The sequence below is a fragment of the Kitasatospora sp. NPDC002522 genome, from assembly GCF_053595195.1.
The window spans coordinates 103,802-118,652 of the sequence record NZ_JBSFXE010000021.1; the positions used below are offsets into that span (position 1 = coordinate 103,802).

14 protein-coding genes are annotated in these 14,851 nt (G+C 74.2%); 5 read left to right on the plus strand and 9 right to left on the minus strand.

Going from position 1 to position 14,851, the window contains the following annotated elements:
- Nucleotides 1-73: 73 nt before the first annotated feature.
- The 4 genes from ACWD4U_RS19485 to ACWD4U_RS19500 all read left to right on the plus strand — a co-directional run bounded on the left by ACWD4U_RS19485 (nt 74) and on the right by ACWD4U_RS19500 (nt 2,924).
- On the plus strand, nt 74-595 hold the full coding sequence (locus tag ACWD4U_RS19485; RefSeq protein ID WP_363452680.1) for a SigE family RNA polymerase sigma factor: 522 nt from the start codon (nt 74-76) through the stop codon (nt 593-595).
- Between the two features lie 77 nt (nt 596-672).
- A complete protein-coding gene (locus tag ACWD4U_RS19490; RefSeq protein WP_363452624.1) occupies nt 673-1,668 on the plus strand; it encodes a hypothetical protein in 996 nt (331 codons plus the stop codon).
- Nucleotides 1,669-1,798: 130 nt separating this feature from the next.
- Nucleotides 1,799-2,212, plus strand: a complete 414-nt coding sequence (locus tag ACWD4U_RS19495) for a type II toxin-antitoxin system VapC family toxin (RefSeq protein WP_363452626.1) — start codon at nt 1,799-1,801, stop codon at nt 2,210-2,212.
- A 178-nt stretch (nt 2,213-2,390) separates the two neighbouring features.
- A complete protein-coding gene (locus ACWD4U_RS19500; RefSeq protein WP_363452628.1) occupies nt 2,391-2,924 on the plus strand; it encodes a superoxide dismutase family protein in 534 nt (177 codons plus the stop codon).
- 78 nt (nt 2,925-3,002) lie between these two features.
- On the opposite strand, the gene argF is transcribed toward ACWD4U_RS19500, so the two are convergent.
- The 3 genes from argF to ACWD4U_RS19515 all read right to left on the minus strand — a co-directional run bounded on the left by argF (nt 3,003) and on the right by ACWD4U_RS19515 (nt 8,752).
- Nucleotides 3,003-4,004 carry an ornithine carbamoyltransferase gene (gene argF, locus ACWD4U_RS19505; protein WP_363452630.1) on the minus strand — a complete coding sequence of 334 codons (1,002 nt, stop codon included), beginning with the start codon at nt 4,002-4,004 and terminating at the stop codon, nt 3,003-3,005.
- 174 nt (nt 4,005-4,178) lie between these two features.
- Entirely contained in the window at nt 4,179-6,803 is a 2,625-nt protein-coding gene (locus ACWD4U_RS19510) for a polynucleotide kinase-phosphatase (protein ID WP_363452632.1), read from the minus strand.
- The gene (locus ACWD4U_RS19515; protein ID WP_363452634.1) at nt 6,800-8,752 is read right to left on the minus strand and encodes a 3' terminal RNA ribose 2'-O-methyltransferase Hen1; all 1,953 of its coding nucleotides are present in this window, start codon (nt 8,750-8,752) and stop codon (nt 6,800-6,802) included. The genes ACWD4U_RS19510 and ACWD4U_RS19515 overlap by 4 nt, the downstream gene beginning before the upstream one ends.
- 101 nt (nt 8,753-8,853) lie before the next feature.
- Here ACWD4U_RS19515 and dapD point away from each other — a divergent pair, with 101 nt between their 5' ends.
- The gene (gene dapD / locus ACWD4U_RS19520; RefSeq protein WP_363452636.1) at nt 8,854-9,843 is read left to right on the plus strand and encodes a 2,3,4,5-tetrahydropyridine-2,6-dicarboxylate N-succinyltransferase; all 990 of its coding nucleotides are present in this window, start codon (nt 8,854-8,856) and stop codon (nt 9,841-9,843) included.
- Between the two features lie 189 nt (nt 9,844-10,032).
- Here dapD and ACWD4U_RS19525 read toward each other — a convergent pair whose 3' ends face one another.
- The 6 genes from ACWD4U_RS19525 to ACWD4U_RS19550 all read right to left on the minus strand — a co-directional run bounded on the left by ACWD4U_RS19525 (nt 10,033) and on the right by ACWD4U_RS19550 (nt 14,630).
- Nucleotides 10,033-10,944, minus strand: coding sequence for a DUF6099 family protein (locus ACWD4U_RS19525; RefSeq protein ID WP_363452638.1), 912 nt, complete (start codon nt 10,942-10,944; stop codon nt 10,033-10,035).
- 254 nt (nt 10,945-11,198) lie between these two features.
- On the minus strand, nt 11,199-11,525 hold the full coding sequence (locus ACWD4U_RS19530) for a nucleotide pyrophosphohydrolase (protein WP_363452640.1): 327 nt from the start codon (nt 11,523-11,525) through the stop codon (nt 11,199-11,201).
- A complete protein-coding gene (locus ACWD4U_RS19535) occupies nt 11,522-12,901 on the minus strand; it encodes an AAA family ATPase (RefSeq protein ID WP_363452642.1) in 1,380 nt (459 codons plus the stop codon). The genes ACWD4U_RS19530 and ACWD4U_RS19535 overlap by 4 nt, the downstream gene beginning before the upstream one ends.
- Nucleotides 12,902-12,998: 97 nt before the next feature.
- Nucleotides 12,999-13,829, minus strand: a complete 831-nt coding sequence (locus ACWD4U_RS19540; RefSeq protein ID WP_363452644.1) for a putative RNA methyltransferase — start codon at nt 13,827-13,829, stop codon at nt 12,999-13,001.
- Between the two features lie 154 nt (nt 13,830-13,983).
- The gene (locus ACWD4U_RS19545) at nt 13,984-14,397 is read right to left on the minus strand and encodes a fic family toxin-antitoxin system, toxin component (RefSeq protein ID WP_363452646.1); all 414 of its coding nucleotides are present in this window, start codon (nt 14,395-14,397) and stop codon (nt 13,984-13,986) included.
- Entirely contained in the window at nt 14,394-14,630 is a 237-nt protein-coding gene (locus ACWD4U_RS19550; protein ID WP_363452648.1) for a toxin-antitoxin system HicB family antitoxin, read from the minus strand. The genes ACWD4U_RS19545 and ACWD4U_RS19550 overlap by 4 nt, the downstream gene beginning before the upstream one ends.
- Nucleotides 14,631-14,851 lie beyond the last annotated feature (221 nt).

The window sequence follows — 14,851 nt, forward strand, 5'->3', positions numbered from 1 at the left end:
CGCGTCCGTCCCTGTAGGGGAGCCCGTGCGGGTCCCCCGGTGGCGGGCGGACGACCGGCGAGGGGGGGTGCGGGTGGTGGTGGGACGGCGGCGGGCGGCCGAGGAGCGGCGCGAGTTCGAGGAGTTCGCGCAGGCCAGGGGCACCGCGTTGTTCCGCACCGCGCTGCTGCTGTGCGGCGACTGGCACCTCGCCGAGGACCTCACCCAGACCGCGCTGGCCCGGATCTACGCCTCCTGGGGGCGCGTCAAGAACGCCGAGAGCCCCGCCGCGTACGCCCGCGCCGTGCTGGTCCGCTGCTACCTCTCGCACCGGCGGCTGCGCCGCAGCACCGAACTGCCGGTCCTCGCCGACCTGCCCGAGCTGCCCGCGCCCGACTCCGACCCCGCCCTGCGGGTCGCGCTGCTCGCCGCGCTCGCCCAACTGCCGCCCAAGGACCGTGCGGTCCTGGTCCTGCGCTACTGGGAGGACCGCAGCGTCGAGCAAACCGCCACCGAGCTCCAGCTCACCCCCGGCACCGTCCGGGTCCGCACCCTGCGCGCCCTGACCAGGCTGCGCCGACAGCTCGCCCCGCAGCTGGACACCCTGGTCCCGTGAGCCCGCCGCCGCACCGCTCCTCCCCCATTTCCCTCCGCTCCCCCCGCCGACCGTCCGTCAGAAAGCGAGAGCCCGTCATGCCCTCCATCGCGCCCGAGCCGGAGCCGTGGGACGCCGCCGAGCGCCGCGGGCTGAGCGAGGACGAGGTGCGGCCGGTCTTCGAGCGGGCGGTCGGGGAGGCGGTGCCCGACCTCGGGGCACTGATCGCCGGGGCGGCGGAGCAGGGGCGGGCGATCCGGCTGCGGCGGCGGGCGGCCGTGCTGGGAACGGTCGCCGCGGTCGCCGGCCTCGCGGTCGGCGCCGGGCTGCTGCTGCGGCCCGCCATGCCAGGCGGCGCGACCGCCGCGGTCTCCGCGCTGCCGGTGCTACCGCCGCTCGGAGCGGGAACGGCGGCCGGGGCGGGCACGGTCGGGGCGGCCGTCGAGCCCACTCCCCTGCCGTCGCCCTCGTACCCCGGGGAGAAGGTGGCGCTGACCGGGCCGGCCGCGGTCATGGTGCTGCTGTCACTGCTGCCGGCGGACCTGCGGGCGAGCGAGTACGCGGGGCAGGACGAGAGCGCCGGGCAGGGCGAGAGCGCTGGGCAGGAGGGTGAGCGGTCCGCTACCCGGGTGGTGGTCGTGGCCCGGGTGCGGGTCCGGGCCGCGGACGGGACGGACCGGGGGTGGATCGAGGTCCACCTGCAGTCCGCCCTCGCCCCCGCGGTGTCCGCCCCCGCCGACGCGTACGGCTGCACGCCGCGCCCGAAGAACGGCTCCTGCACCGGTGCCCCGGTGCCCGACGGCTCCTTCCGCCAACTGCGCACCGACCACCGGGCCGACGGCGTGAGCGAGCACACCGCCGACCTCCTGCGCGCGGACGGCGTCCGGATCATCGCCACCGCCACCGGACCGGCCGGTGGCGGCCCGGCACCGATCACCCTCGACCGGCTCGCCAAGCTCGCGCAGAGCCCCGGCTGGCAGCCCGTCATCGACCGGGACGCGGCCGTGGCCGCCGCGGCGAAGCTCCGCCCTTACCAGTCCCTGGGCTCCGCGACGATCGCTCCCACCCCGAGTCGACCGCCCTCTGGCGGGTAGGGCGGCACCTCTCCGCTCGGGGGCGGCCTACTCGGGCACGTCGGCTCAGGCGTCGGCTCGGACGTCGGCTCAGCCGCGTCGGCTCGGGCCCGGCTGCCGGGCGGCGGCGCTCACGGGCTACCGTGGGCGGGTGATCGTGGTGGATGCTTCTGCGCTGGTACTGGCCCTCGCCGACCAGGGGGCCCGGGGAGACGCCGCGCGCGCGGCGCTGGCGGCCGACGGGGAGTGGGTGGCCCCGGAGCACGTGGTGATCGAGGTGATGCAGTCGCTGCGCGGGTTGTACCTCGCCAAGGAGCTGACCGCCGAACGGGTGGCCGAACTGACCGTGCACCTCCCCGAGTTGGCCATCCGCAAGGTCGAGGTGGCACCGCTGCTGGGCCGGATCTGGGAGCTGAAGGACAACCTCACCCCCGACGACGCCGCCTACGTCGCGGTCGCCGAACGCTTCGACGCCCCACTGATCACCGCCGACCTGCGACTGATGCGCGCCAGCGGTCCGCGCTGCGAGATCCGCGGCATCGTCGCGGCGCCGCCCGCGAACTGACTCCCCGTCTCTCCGCTCGCCGGGTCCGCGACCTGACGTTCCCGCAGCTTCCGACGTGTCGATCCGGTGTGCGCCCGGCGCTCCCGTACGGGTGACCGCGCGGCACGGCGGCGTGCGCGGGGCGGGACCGGCGGCCACCGTGGGCGGTGTTCCCTGACGGATCGTCGGAAGGCCCGCGATGCCCCCGTTCTCCGCCGCCGCACTGCTGGTGCCGCTCGCCCTGCTGCCGATCAGCCCGCCGGACACCCCCGGCCCCGCGGGGCTGACCCCCGATCAGACCGTGGACACCCGCTTCGACCGGGCGGACGGCTTCGTCCCGGCCGGCGCGATCACCTACGCGCCCGACCTGGTCCCCTACGGCGCGCCGGTCCGAGTGACCGTCACCCGGACGCCCGGCCACACCGCTGTCGCGGTGGAACTGGCCGGAGTGGCGGGCGACCACGCCTTCCCCGCGCACGTGCACACCGGGCGGTGCGAGAAGGACCCGGCGGCCTCCGGCGGGCACTACCTGCAGGCGGCCGGCTCGGACGCGGCCGACAACGAGGTGCGGATGACGGTCCGTACGGACGCGGACGGTGCGGGCTCGGCCTCGGCCACCGTCCCGTGGGAGTTCCGGCCCGGCGAGGCGCACTCGCTGGTGCTGCACGCGGGCACCCCGGCCGGACCGCACTCCCCGACCGACCGCGCCGCCTGCGTGGACGTCGACTTCTGACGTCGGCGGTCGGTCGGCCGGCCGTGGGGCGCCCCGTCCCCGGGCCGACCGTCTGATCCCAGCTGTCCGTACCCCGGCTCAGGAGCCGAGGGTGGCCACCATCACGGCCTTGATGGTGTGCAGGCGGTTCTCCGCCTGGTCGAAGACCACCGAGTGCGGCGACTCGAAGACCTCGTCGGTGCACTCCAGTTCGGCCATGCCGGTGAGCTCGTGCATCTGCCGCCCGATCTCGGTGCCGAGGTCGTGGTACGCGGGCAGGCAGTGCAGGAACTTGACCGCGGGGTTGCCGGTGGCCCGGAGGGTGTCCATCGAGATCTGGTACGGCTTCAGCAGGGCGATCCGTTCGGCCCAGACCTCCTTGGGCTCGCCCATCGACACCCAGACGTCGGTGTAGAGGAAGTCCGCGCCGGCCACGCCCTCCGCCACGTCCTCGGTCAGGGTCACCCGGGCGCCGCTGGTCTCGGCCAGCGCCTGCGCCGCCTTGCGGACCTCCTCGGACGGCCAGAGCTGCGCCGGGGCGACGATCCGGATGTCCATGCCCAGCAGCGCGCCGGTGACCAGCAGCGAGTTGCCCATGTTGGACCGGGCGTCGCCGAGGTACACCAGGGTGGTCTCGGTCAGCGGCTTGGCGGTGTGCTCACGGATCGTCAGCACGTCGGCCAGCATCTGGGTGGGGTGCCACTCGTCGGTCAGGCCGTTCCACACCGGGACGCCCGCGTGCTCGGCGAGCTCCTCGACGATGGCCTGGCCGTCGCCCCGGTACTCGATGCCGTCGAACATCCGGCCCAGCACCCGGGCGGTGTCCTTGATCGACTCCTTGTGCCCCATCTGCGACCCGGCCGGGTCCAGGTAGGTGGTGGACGCGCCCTGGTCGTGAGCGGCCACCTCGAAGGCGCACCGGGTGCGGGTGGAGGTCTTGGCGAAGATCAGCGCGATGTTCTTGCCCCGGAGCCGGGGCTGCTCGGTGCCGGCGTACTTCGCCGCCTTGAGCTGCGCGGCGAGGTCGACCAGGTGGCGGAACTCCTGGGGAGTGAAGTCGAGCTCCTTGAGGAAGTGCCTGTTCCGGAGGTTGAACGCCATACCGGTCTCCTGGGTCGGTCTACGGGCTGAGACGGGAAGTGTATACGAGTATTCGAATAACCATGCAACCAGTGGATGGCCGCCAGTTGACCGGGACCACGCCGGGGGCCGCCCATCGGACGCGCATCGGACGTACGTCCCACGCGCAGCAGGTGAGCGGCCCCCCGGGCGGGGTCAGAGCCGGGGGTCGACCGGCTCGGACTCCAGGGCGAGCACCGCGAACACCGCCTCGTGCACCCGCCACAGCGGCTCCCCGGCGGCCAGCCGGTCGAGCGCCTCCAGGCCGAGCGCGTACTCGCGAAGGGCGAGCGAGCGCTTGTGGCCGAGCGAGCGCCCACGCAGCCGGTCCAGGTGCCGGGTGTAGTCCGGGCCGTAGATGATCCGCAGGTACTCCCGGCCGCGCACCTTGAGCCCGGGCTGCACCAGCCGACCGGAGCCGTCGCGCTGCAGCGACTCGACCGGCTTGACCACCATGCCCTCGCCGCCGGCTCCGGTCAGCCCCTCCCACCAGGCGACGGCCGCCGCGACCGAGGACTCGTCCCCGGTGTCGACCAGCATCCGCCCGGTGCGGTGCAGCACCGGCCCGACCGGCTCACCGGTCCGCTCGGCCGCCTGCTCGGCGGCCGCCCGATCGGCCTCGACCAGCCGGTCGATCAGCTCGAGGTGCTCGGTGTGCGGACGCAGCGCCAGGTTGGCGTCCTCCGCGGCGAGCAGCTGGAACGGGGCCAGCCGGATGCCGTCGAGGCCCTCGGTCGGCCAGCAGTAGCGCCGGTAGGCCTCGGTGAAGGCCGCCGCGTCGGCGGACCGCTCCTGCTGGCGGACCGTCAGCTCGGCGACGTCCAGCCCCCGGTCGGCTGCCCGGGCGAGGGCGGACAGCGCGGCGGGCAGGGCGGCGCCGGCCGCCGCGCCGACCGCGGCGTACTGGCGGCGCAGCAGCTCGATCGCCTTCAGCGACCAGGGCATCAGCTCGGCGTCCAACAGCAGCCAGTCGCTGGCGAGTTCGTCGAACAGGCCGGAGCGCTCGGCGGCGGTCCGGACCCGGTCGAGGAGCGCGCCGGTCAGCTCCCGGTCGTCGAGGAAGGCGCGGCCGGTCCTGGTCCAGATCGCGCCGGCACCGGCCAGTCCGAACCGCTTCTCCAGCGCGGCGGCGTCCCGCGCGACCAGCACCACGGCTCGCGAGCCCATGTGCTTCTCCTCGCAGACCACCTGTCGAACCCCGTCGTGCCGGTAGGCGTGGAACGCCTCCTCGGGGTGCTCCAGGTAGCCCTCGCGACGGGAGGTCGGCGAGGGCGCCATGGTCGGCGGCAGGTACGCGAGCAGCCGGGGATCGAGGGCGAAGCGGCTCATCACCTCCAGCGCCGCGGCGGCGTTCTCCTCCCGGACGGCGATCCGGCCCGCCCGCGTGGTCTCCACCGTGCGGCGGCCGACCACGTCGGCCAGGTCCAGCGGACGGCCCTCGCGGGCGCCCGGCGCCTCCGTGAACATCGGCCGCACCGGCGCGTACCACTCCTGCTCGGCCGGGACGGCGACGATCTCCCGCTCCGGGTAGCGCAGTGCGGTGAGGCTGCCGCCGAAGACGCAGCCGGTGTCCAGGCAGATGGTGTTGTTGAGGAAGCTCGCCACCGGTACCGGGGTGTGGCCGTAGACCACCAGCGCGCGGCCCCGGTACTCCTCGGCCCACGGGTAGCGGACCGGCAGCCCGTACTCGTCGGTCTCCCCGGTGGTGTCGCCGTACAGCGCGTGCGAGCGCACCCGGCCGGAGGACCGGCCGTGGTACTTCTCCGGCAGACCGGCGTGGCAGACCACCAGCGCACCGCCGTCCAGCAGGTAGTGGCTGACCAGGCCGCGCATGAACTCCCGCACCTGGGCGCGGAACTCCTCCGACTCGTCGGCCAGCTGGTCGATCGACTCCTGCAGGCCGTACGCGACGGTGACCTTGCGGCCGTCCATCCAGCGACCCAGCTTGTTCTCGTGGTTGCCGGGGACGCAGATCGCGTGCCCGGCCGCGACCATGCCCATCACCAGCCGCAGCACGCCCGGGGTGTCCGGGCCGCGGTCGACCAGGTCACCGACGAAGACCGCGGTGCGGCCCTCGGGGTGCTCGGCGTCCACCGCACGGCCCTCGGCGTCCCGGTCGATCCGGTAGCCGAGCCGGCCGAGCAGGGTCTCCAGCTCGGAGCGGCAGCCGTGGATGTCGCCGACGATGTCGAACGGGCCGGTCAGGTGCCGCAGGTCGTTGTAGCGCTTCTCCGGCACGATCTCGGCGGAGTCGATCTCCGCGACCCCGCGCAGCACGTGCACCTTGCGGAAGCCCTCGCGCTCCAGCCCGCGCAGTGAGCGGCGCAGCTCGCGCTGCTGACGGGGGATCACGTGCGCGGGCAGCTGCCGGTCCGGCCGGGTGCGGTTGCGCTCGGCGCACACCTCGGCGGGTACGTCCAGCACGATGGCGATCGGCAGTACGTGGTGCTCGCGGGCGATCGCGATCAGCTGCCGCCGGGACTCCGGCTGCACGTTGGTGGCGTCGACCACGGTCAGCCGACCGGCCGCCAGCCGCTTGCCGACGATGTAGTGCAGCACGTCGAAGGCGTCGGCGGAGGCCGACTGGTCGTTCTCGTCGTCCGCCACCAGCCCCCGGCAGTAGTCGGAGGAGATCACCTGGGTGGAGAGGAAGTGCCGCCGGGCGAAGGTCGACTTGCCGGAGCCGCTGCTGCCGATCAGCACCACGAGGGAGACGTCGGTGACCGGGAGCCGGCGACCGCTCGGTGCCGTGTCGGTGGTGTCGATGGTGTCGGGGGTCATCGGTTCGCGCTCCCTTCCGAGGCGAGGTCGGCCGACGGATCGTCAGCCCGGGTGGTGCCGACGGCGATTGACCGGTCGGCTGTGGTGCTGGTGCTGGTACTGGAGACGGTGCTGGCGCTGGAGTCGGTGTCGGTGTCGGTCAGGCGGAAGTGGGCGAGCTGGGTCGGTGCGCCCACCTCGGGGTCGAGCGGGCCGACCGGGGCGAACTCGACCGCGTAGCCGAAGGTGTCGGCGACGCGCTCGGCCCAGGCGGCGAACTCGGCCCTGGTCCACTCGAAGCGGTGGTCGGCGTGCCGGTGGTGCCCGGCCGGCAGCGTCTCCCAGCGCACGTTGTACTCGGCGTTCGGGGTGGTGACCACGACCGCGGACGGCCGGGCCGAGCCGAACACCGCGTACTCCAGCGCGGGCAGCCGCGGCAGGTCCAGGTGCTCGATCACCTCGCACAGCACTGCTGCGTCGTACCCCTTCAGCCGGGCGTCGGTGTAGGTCAGCGCGCCCTGCACCAGCCGCACCCGGGACGCCAAGCGCTCCGGCAGCCGGTCCAGCCGCAGCCGCCGCTCCGCGATGGCCAGCGCCCGCGAGGACACGTCCACCCCGAGCACCTCGGTGACCCGCGGCTCCTTGAGCAAAGCGCCCACCAACTCGCCCTGCCCGCAGCCCAGATCGAGCACCCGGGCAGCACCGGTGGCGGCCAGCGCGGCAAGGATCGCCGTCCGCCGCTGAGCAGCCAGCGACTCGCTGCGCTCGGCGGCCCCGGCAGGCCCGGCGGTCCCCCCAAGCACGGCAGTCCCGGCAGTCCCGGCAGTCCCGGCAGTCCCGGCAGTCCCGGCAGTCCCGGCAGTCCCGGCAGTCCCGGCAAGCATGGCAGTCCCGGCAAGCCCGGTGGTCCCGACAGTCCTGGCAAGTCCGGTGGTCCCGGCGGTCCCGCCAAGCCCGGTGGTCCCGGCGATCGCGGCCGTGCCTGCCATCTCGGCCGCACCTGGCACCTCGGTCGTGCCTGCCACCCAGGCGGTGCGGGTGGTCTCCGCGGAGCCGGAAGGCTGCCCGACCTCGGCCGTGGCGCGTTCACCTGACGCGTCGTCGGCGACCGTGTCCGCGGTGTGCGGATCGAGGGCGGTCACCTCCTCCGGGGCGTCCGGGACGGCGTTGTCGAGTTCCTCCGCCTCGCGGTCGTCGGCCTCGGCGAGGCGGGCGAGCGCGAGCCGTTCCATCGCGAGCCGGGTGAGCGACCAGCGGCGGGAGAGGTAGCGGCGGGCGATCAGTGCGTGGTCGGGGTGGTCGGCGAGCCAGCCCTGACCGGCGGCCAGCAGCTTGTCGACCTCGTCCGGGGCGACCCAGTAGTGCTTGGCGCCGTCGAGGACCGGCAGCAGCACGTACAGGTGCTGCAGCGCGTCGGCGAGCCGTAGCGTGCCGGTCAGTTCGAGCTGGACGTACCGGGAGTCGCCCCAGGCGGGGAAGGCCTCGTCGAGCGGGACGGACGTCGCCTCGACCTGCCAGCCCAGCGGGGCGAACAACCGCTCCACCAACTCGGGACCGCCACCACCGGCCACCGGGACCGCGGGCAGCGCGATCCGCAGCGGCATCGCCCTGCCGGGCAGCTCGGGCCGCAGCGGGCAGTCGCCCTTCATCGCCGACCGGAACACCGTGCGCAGCGCCACCGCGAGCAGCGAGGAGGCGGCGTACGGCCGGTCGTTGACGTACTCGGCGAGCGCCAGGTCGGGCGAGCCGGAGCGACCCTTGCCGCGGCCTTGGCGGATCAGGGCCGCCGGGTCGACCTCGAGCAGCAGCGCGGCGGTGCACGACTGCTCCCCCGACTCGGGGTAGAAGACGTGCGCGGTGCCGTGCGCCGTGCTGAAGCGCTGCACCCGGTCGGGGTGCTTGTGCAGCAGGAAGCCCAGGTCGGAGGCAGGGTTCTCGGCTGTGCCGGTGGTGGAGATGGATACGAACACCCGGTCGAGTATGGCTGCTCGAACTGTGCGTGAGCACCAGGTTTTGTCCGTCCGGTGAGCGTGTTGGTAAGTCGCCGCCCGGATTGGTTAACGTGCCGGATGTGACAGCTGAAACCTCCACCACCGCAAGCGGCGCCGTCGCCGCCGGCCTGGCGACCATCGCGGCCGACGGCACCGTCCTCGACACCTGGTTCCCCTCCCCCGAGCTGGCGGCCGCCCCTGGCCCCTCCGGCACCGTCCGGCTGAGCGCCGAGGAGGCCGAGCTGGCGCTCGGCCCGGGCGCGGCCGAGGCGCTGCGCCCGGACGCCCGGCGCGGCGTCGAGGTGGTGGCGGTGCGCACCGTGATCTCCTCGCTGGACGAGAAGCCGCTGGACGCGCACGACGTCTACCTGCGCCTGCACCTGCTCTCCGCCCGGCTGGTCAAGCCGCACGGCCAGAACCTGGACGGCATCTTCGGCCTGCTGGCCAACGTCGCCTGGACGTCGATCGGCGCGGTGCCGGTGGGCAACGTCGAGCAGGCCCGGCTGGCGGTGCGCTCCCAGGGCGGCCAGCTCGCCGTGTACGGCATCGACAAGTTCCCGCGGATGACCGACTACGTGGCGCCCTCCGGGGTCCGGATCGCGCACGCCGACCGGGTGCGCCTGGGCGCGCACCTGGCCGAGGGCACCACGGTGATGCACGAGGGCTTCGTCAACTTCAACGCCGGCACGCTGGGCACCTCGATGGTCGAGGGCCGGATCAGCGCGGGCGTCGTGGTGGGCGACCACAGCGACATCGGCGGCGGCGCCTCGATCATGGGCACCCTCTCCGGCGGCGGCAAGCAGGTCGTCTCGGTCGGCGAGCGCTGCCTGCTCGGCGCCAACGCGGGCATCGGCATCTCGCTGGGCAACGACTGCGTGGTCGAGGCCGGCCTGTACGTCACCGCCGGCACCCGGGTGACCGCCCCGGACGGCACCGTCGCCAAGGCGGTCGAGCTCTCCGGCCAGGACAACCTGCTGTTCCGCCGCAACTCGCAGTCCGGCGCGGTCGAGGTGATCGCCCGCACCGGCTCGTGGGGCGGTCTGAACGCGGATCTGCACGCGCACAACTGATCTCCTTTCAGGACACGTGCCGTCAGGTCGTCCGCGCTCCGTTCGGCGCCCTAGCCGAGCGGAGCGCGGGTCGCAAACCGGGCTCACCCCTGGGGCTGACCTGCGGCGGGGGTTGGACCTCATCGGGTGGTCCGGGGTGACCGCGTGCGGCGGGCGCTCGTTGGACCGGCGGCGCCGACATCCGTCGCCTCATACCGCACCACCGAGCTGAAGGGGCCCCCTCATGTCCGAGCCCTGGACCGAGCCGCCCACCCCGGGCGCACCCGCGGGCGGCGCGCCCGCCACTCCGAAGTCGCTGCTGGAGCAGATGCAGGAGTTGCTCGCCTCGATCAACACCGACCTGGCCGGACTCGACTCCGACCTGCGCACCTCCGCCGCCCGCGACGAGCAGGACACCCCGGCGGACAGCCCGACCCGGGGCTGAGCGCACGCCGCCGGGACCGGCGGGCCCAGCGGGACGACGAGCCTCGGCTCCGCCCGCCGGGCCGCTCCCGGCGCGGGATCCGCCTCCCGCTGCCACGCGGGCAGCCCGTCCCCGGTGACCCGCCCCGCCCGCGGCTCGCCGTTGCCGTCCGACTCGCCCGCCGATTCGCCCTCCGCCTCGCCCGCTGCCTCGCCCGCTGCCGGTGCCCGGCTCGACTGCCGCTCCTGCCGCAGCAGTTCGACCACCAGGTCGCGGCACTCGGCACCGGAGTCCAGGCCGTCGATGCAGCTCCAGTAGAGGCTCTCGGTCTCCGCCCCGCAGGCCAGCACCACCAGGCTCTCGCTCATCTCGTCGAGCAGCGCGGAGAGTTCCACCAGCACGGGCTCCAACTCGCCCAGCTCGTGAAGCCGTTCCACCCGGGCGGGCCTGGACCACTCGGCCAGCGCGCCGTCCGCGTCCACGTCCGGCGGCTGGTGCAGACAGCCGGCCGTGTGCGCGCCCGCGTCGCACAGCAACTGCCCGAGGGTGGCGAACCGTTCACCCTCCCGGTCGGCGATCCGGGCGCCGACCGCCTCGGTGAGCAGCCCGGCCTGCCACGCCTCGTGCAGGATGTCCGGCACCTCGCGGGCCGCGGCCAGGGCGTGCCGGGCGGTCTTGATCAGTCGCAGCGCCTCCATGCGGGGCTCCCCTCGCTCACCGGCCGCCGCCGTTCGGCAGCCGTTCACGGGGCACAGCGTGCCGCCCGGCACCAGGGCGGGCCCAGCGAGTTCGCCGCGGCTGTGGACAACCCGGGCCTGTGGACAACCGAGGTCCCCCGCAGGAGGGAAGAACGGCTGATTCCTCCGGCAGCCGGGAATTCGGTGCCGGGTGGTCAGAGGGCGGGTGGTCAGAGGGCGGGTGGTCAGGCGGCGGGTGGTGAGGGGGCAGGTGGTCAGGGGGCGGGGAACCGCGTCTCGTTGCGGTCGATCTTCTCCGCCAGCGCGGCCAGTGGGTCCACCCCGAGCACGGTGCAGAACTGCAGCAGGTAGGCCAGCACGTCGGCGACCTCGTCGCGGACGCGGTGCGCGCTCTCCGGTTCGGCCATCACCGCCGCGGCCTGATCGGGCGTCAACCACTGGAAGATCTCGAGCAGTTCCCCGGCCTCGACGGACAGCGCCGAGGCCAGGTTCTTCGGGGTGTGGTACTCCTCCCAGTTCCGGGCCGCGGCGAAGTCGGCCAGCCGCCGCTGGAGTTCGGGCACGCTCAGGTGGTCGCTCATTCCCCCAGGTCTACCACCGCACCACCGGCCGCCGGGGCGCCCTCCGACGCGGCGTGGTCCGCACCAGGGGGCGGCGCGCCCTGCGCGGGCACCCGGGCGGTGTGGTCGGTGCGGCGCAGCAGGCTGTGGCCGGTGGCCGGGTCGCGCCGGCACTCGATCAGGTCGAGGCCGTCCAGGCCGACGGCGGGCCCCGGGTCCTGCAGCGCGGCGACCAGTCGGACGTCCTCCTTGGCGGCGACCTCGTGGGCCAGCCGCAGCAGCGCGGTGATCTGCTCGTGCGCCAGGCCCGCCCCGAGGTCCTCCGCGAGCAGCACCAACTGCCGGTGGGCGTCCGGCACTTCGTCGGCCGGGTCGACGTCGATGACGCCCGCGCCGGTGAGCAGGACGGCGGCGAAGGCGAGCAGTCGCAGCATGCCGTCGGAGGCCTGGTCGGCGCCGGTGCGGCCGAGCACGCCCTCGTCGAAGACGGCGAGCAGCCGCTGCTGGCCGGCCTCGCCGCGGCGGGCCACGTCCAGACCGAGCAGCGGGTGCGGGGCGGCGGCCTGGACGGCGCGCAGCAGTCGGGCCCAGCGGCGGTTGCACTCGTACTTGAGCCGGCCGAGCACGGCGGAGATGTTGGCGGCGGTGCCGAGCAGCCTGGCCTGCGGGTCGGGGCGTGCCCAGCCGCGCATCGCGGCGGGCACGGGGTGCAGCGGGAAGACCTCGCGCAGCGCGGTCAGCAGGTGCTCGGCGGCGGTCAGCACCTTCCGCTCGCCGTTGGAGGAACCGGCCACCCGCAGCGGCAGTTGGGAGGTGATCAGGGCGGAGCTGGGCAGCGGGGCACGGATGTCGCCCTGCCGGGAGTCGTTGTGCCAGGTGACGTTGACCCGGCCGCGGCCGACGTCCTGCTCACCGGTCTCCATCAGGGTCTGGCCGTCCAGGGTGAGCCACTCGCGGGCGATCCGGACCCGTTCGTCGGTGCGCACCACCACCTCCAGCCGGATCGGCCCGGCGGTGGAGCGGACGGTGCAGCCGAGGATGATCGCGTTGCGGCCGTGCGGCACGCAGCCGGCCAGGCCGCCGCGCACGGGGACGGCGAGCGGCCCGCTGAGCCCGCCGATGCCGTCCAGCGACGGCCGGATCTCCTCGCCGAGCGCGAGCCGGGACAGCACGCTCAGCGCGTCCAGCGCATTCGACTTGCCCGCCCCGGAGGGCCCGTGCAGCACGGTCAGCGGCGACAGCGGGAGCGTGGCGCGGCGGTACGACTTGAAGGAGGTGAGCCGCAGTTCCTCGACGGTCGGGCGCTGGACCCGGCTGGCCGCGGGCTGACTCGGGCGGGCCGCGGCGGGGCCGGGCGGGCCGGGCGGGAGATGGACGGAGGGGGCTTGGCTGGTCACCCCGAGGACCCTATGCCCGCCCTGAGCAGGAGAAACGTCCCTCCTGACGGTCTTTCACCCCTTCGAGTCCCAACCGTCGGCGTGGCCGCCCGGGACGTCACTCGTACGCGGTGATCCGCACCGATCCGGTGACCTCGACCGGCTCGGGCAGCGCGTCCAGCGCGGCGGCGAGCGCGGCCGGGTCGGTGTGCCAGGCGCTCGGCCCCATCCCGACCACCGCGGCGGCGTCCGCCCGGGCCAGGCGCAGGGTGAACTCCACCTCGGTGCGCCCCACCGGCGTGAACCACGGGCCGAGCTTCTCCTCGATCCGCCGGTCCTTGTCCTCGTCCACCGACAGCAGCCCCAACGCGCCGACCAGCTCACCCAGATGACGGCTGGTCGGGGCGGCCACCAGCAGCCGGCCACCGGGGCGCAGGACACGGCGCATCTCCGGTCCGTTGCGCGGGGCGAAGACGTTCAGCAGCACGTCCGCGGCGGCGTCGCGCAGCGGCAGCGGACGCCAGGCGTCGCAGACCACCGCGCCGATCGCCGGGTGCGCCTTGGCGGCGCGCCGCAGCGCGTACTTGGACAGGTCGAGTGCGGCCCCCGCCGAACCGGGCCGGGCGTCCAGCACCTCGGCGAGATAGTGGCCGGTGCCCGCACCGAGGTCCGCGACCAGGCCGGTCTCCGCTGCGATGCCCGCCGCGGCCACGCGCAGCGCCTCGGTGAGCGGACGGTAGTGGCCGGCCGCCAGGAACGAGCTGCGGGCGGCGACCATCTCCGCGGTGTCGGCGGTGCCCGCCTTGGCGTCCCCGGCCAGCAGGCTGACGTACCCCTGCCGGGCCTGGTCGAAGCTGTGCCCCGACGGGCAGCGCAGCGTACGGCCGTCCAGCGTGAGCGGCCGGGCGCAGTGCGGGCAGACCAGGTAGGGCTCGATGTCCTGCAGCAAGAGTGCGGTTCCTCGCGGGTCGTCAGGGGCCGGGGGAACTGCGAGGGTATCCCGCGCGCGGACGCCTCGTCGCTCTCGCTGCCCCTGACACGGGGCGACGGCTCACCGACCGCCTGCCGGTCGACGGCGCACCCACCGCCACCGGGCCGACCGCTCAGTCGTCGCCGTCGTCGCCGACCTCTTCCTCCTCCGACTCGTCGATCACCCACATCGCCAGCCGCTCCGCCACCCCGGTGATGCCGAGCTTGCCCTCCCGGATCGCCCGGGCCAGGCTGCGCACCTCGCGCGCCGTGGTCGCCACCCGGCAGCCGCTCGCGACCAGGTACGCGTACGCGACGGCGGTGGCGAACAGCTCGTTGTTGCGCTCCAGCGCGGGCACCCGGATCAGCTGGTGCATCAGCGCCGCCGCCCGGTCCTGCGGCTCGGGGTAGACCGCGATGTCGAACACCTCGGCCTGGTGCCTGGTGATCGCGGCGAGCAGCGATCCGTAGTCGGTGACCTGGGGATCACCGGGCGTGTACTGCTCCGCGGTCATGAGCAGCCACGAGAGGTCGACCTCCAGTTTCAACGGCGCACGTCCTGCAGTTCACTCGGCGACCCGAACTCGGCGAGGAACGACGCCTCGTGCTCCTTCATGAACTGGGCCGCGGCGTCGACGAAGTTCCGTCCGGCTTCGCCCATGTCGTGCTGTACCAGGCGCTCGATGTACTGGTTCATGCTGATCCCCTGCTGCTCGGCCCGCTCACGGGCCATCTCGGCGGTGGTCGCGTCCACCCTGACGTTCAGCTGCTTCTTGGCCATGAATTCAAGCTAGCGCTGCATTGCTAGCACAACAAGGGCGCACGCACGTCGTCCCCCCGCTCCCCACCATGTCCGCGCGCGCCCCGGCGAAAACCAGCCAATCAGCCGGTTTCGCCAAATCGCCTCCCCGGAACGCCGGTTGCCGCGCCTCCCCGGCACCGGAGCGCACCGGGTCCCGGAATGCCGGACGGGCGCGGGGGTCACCCCGCGCCCGTCGGCTG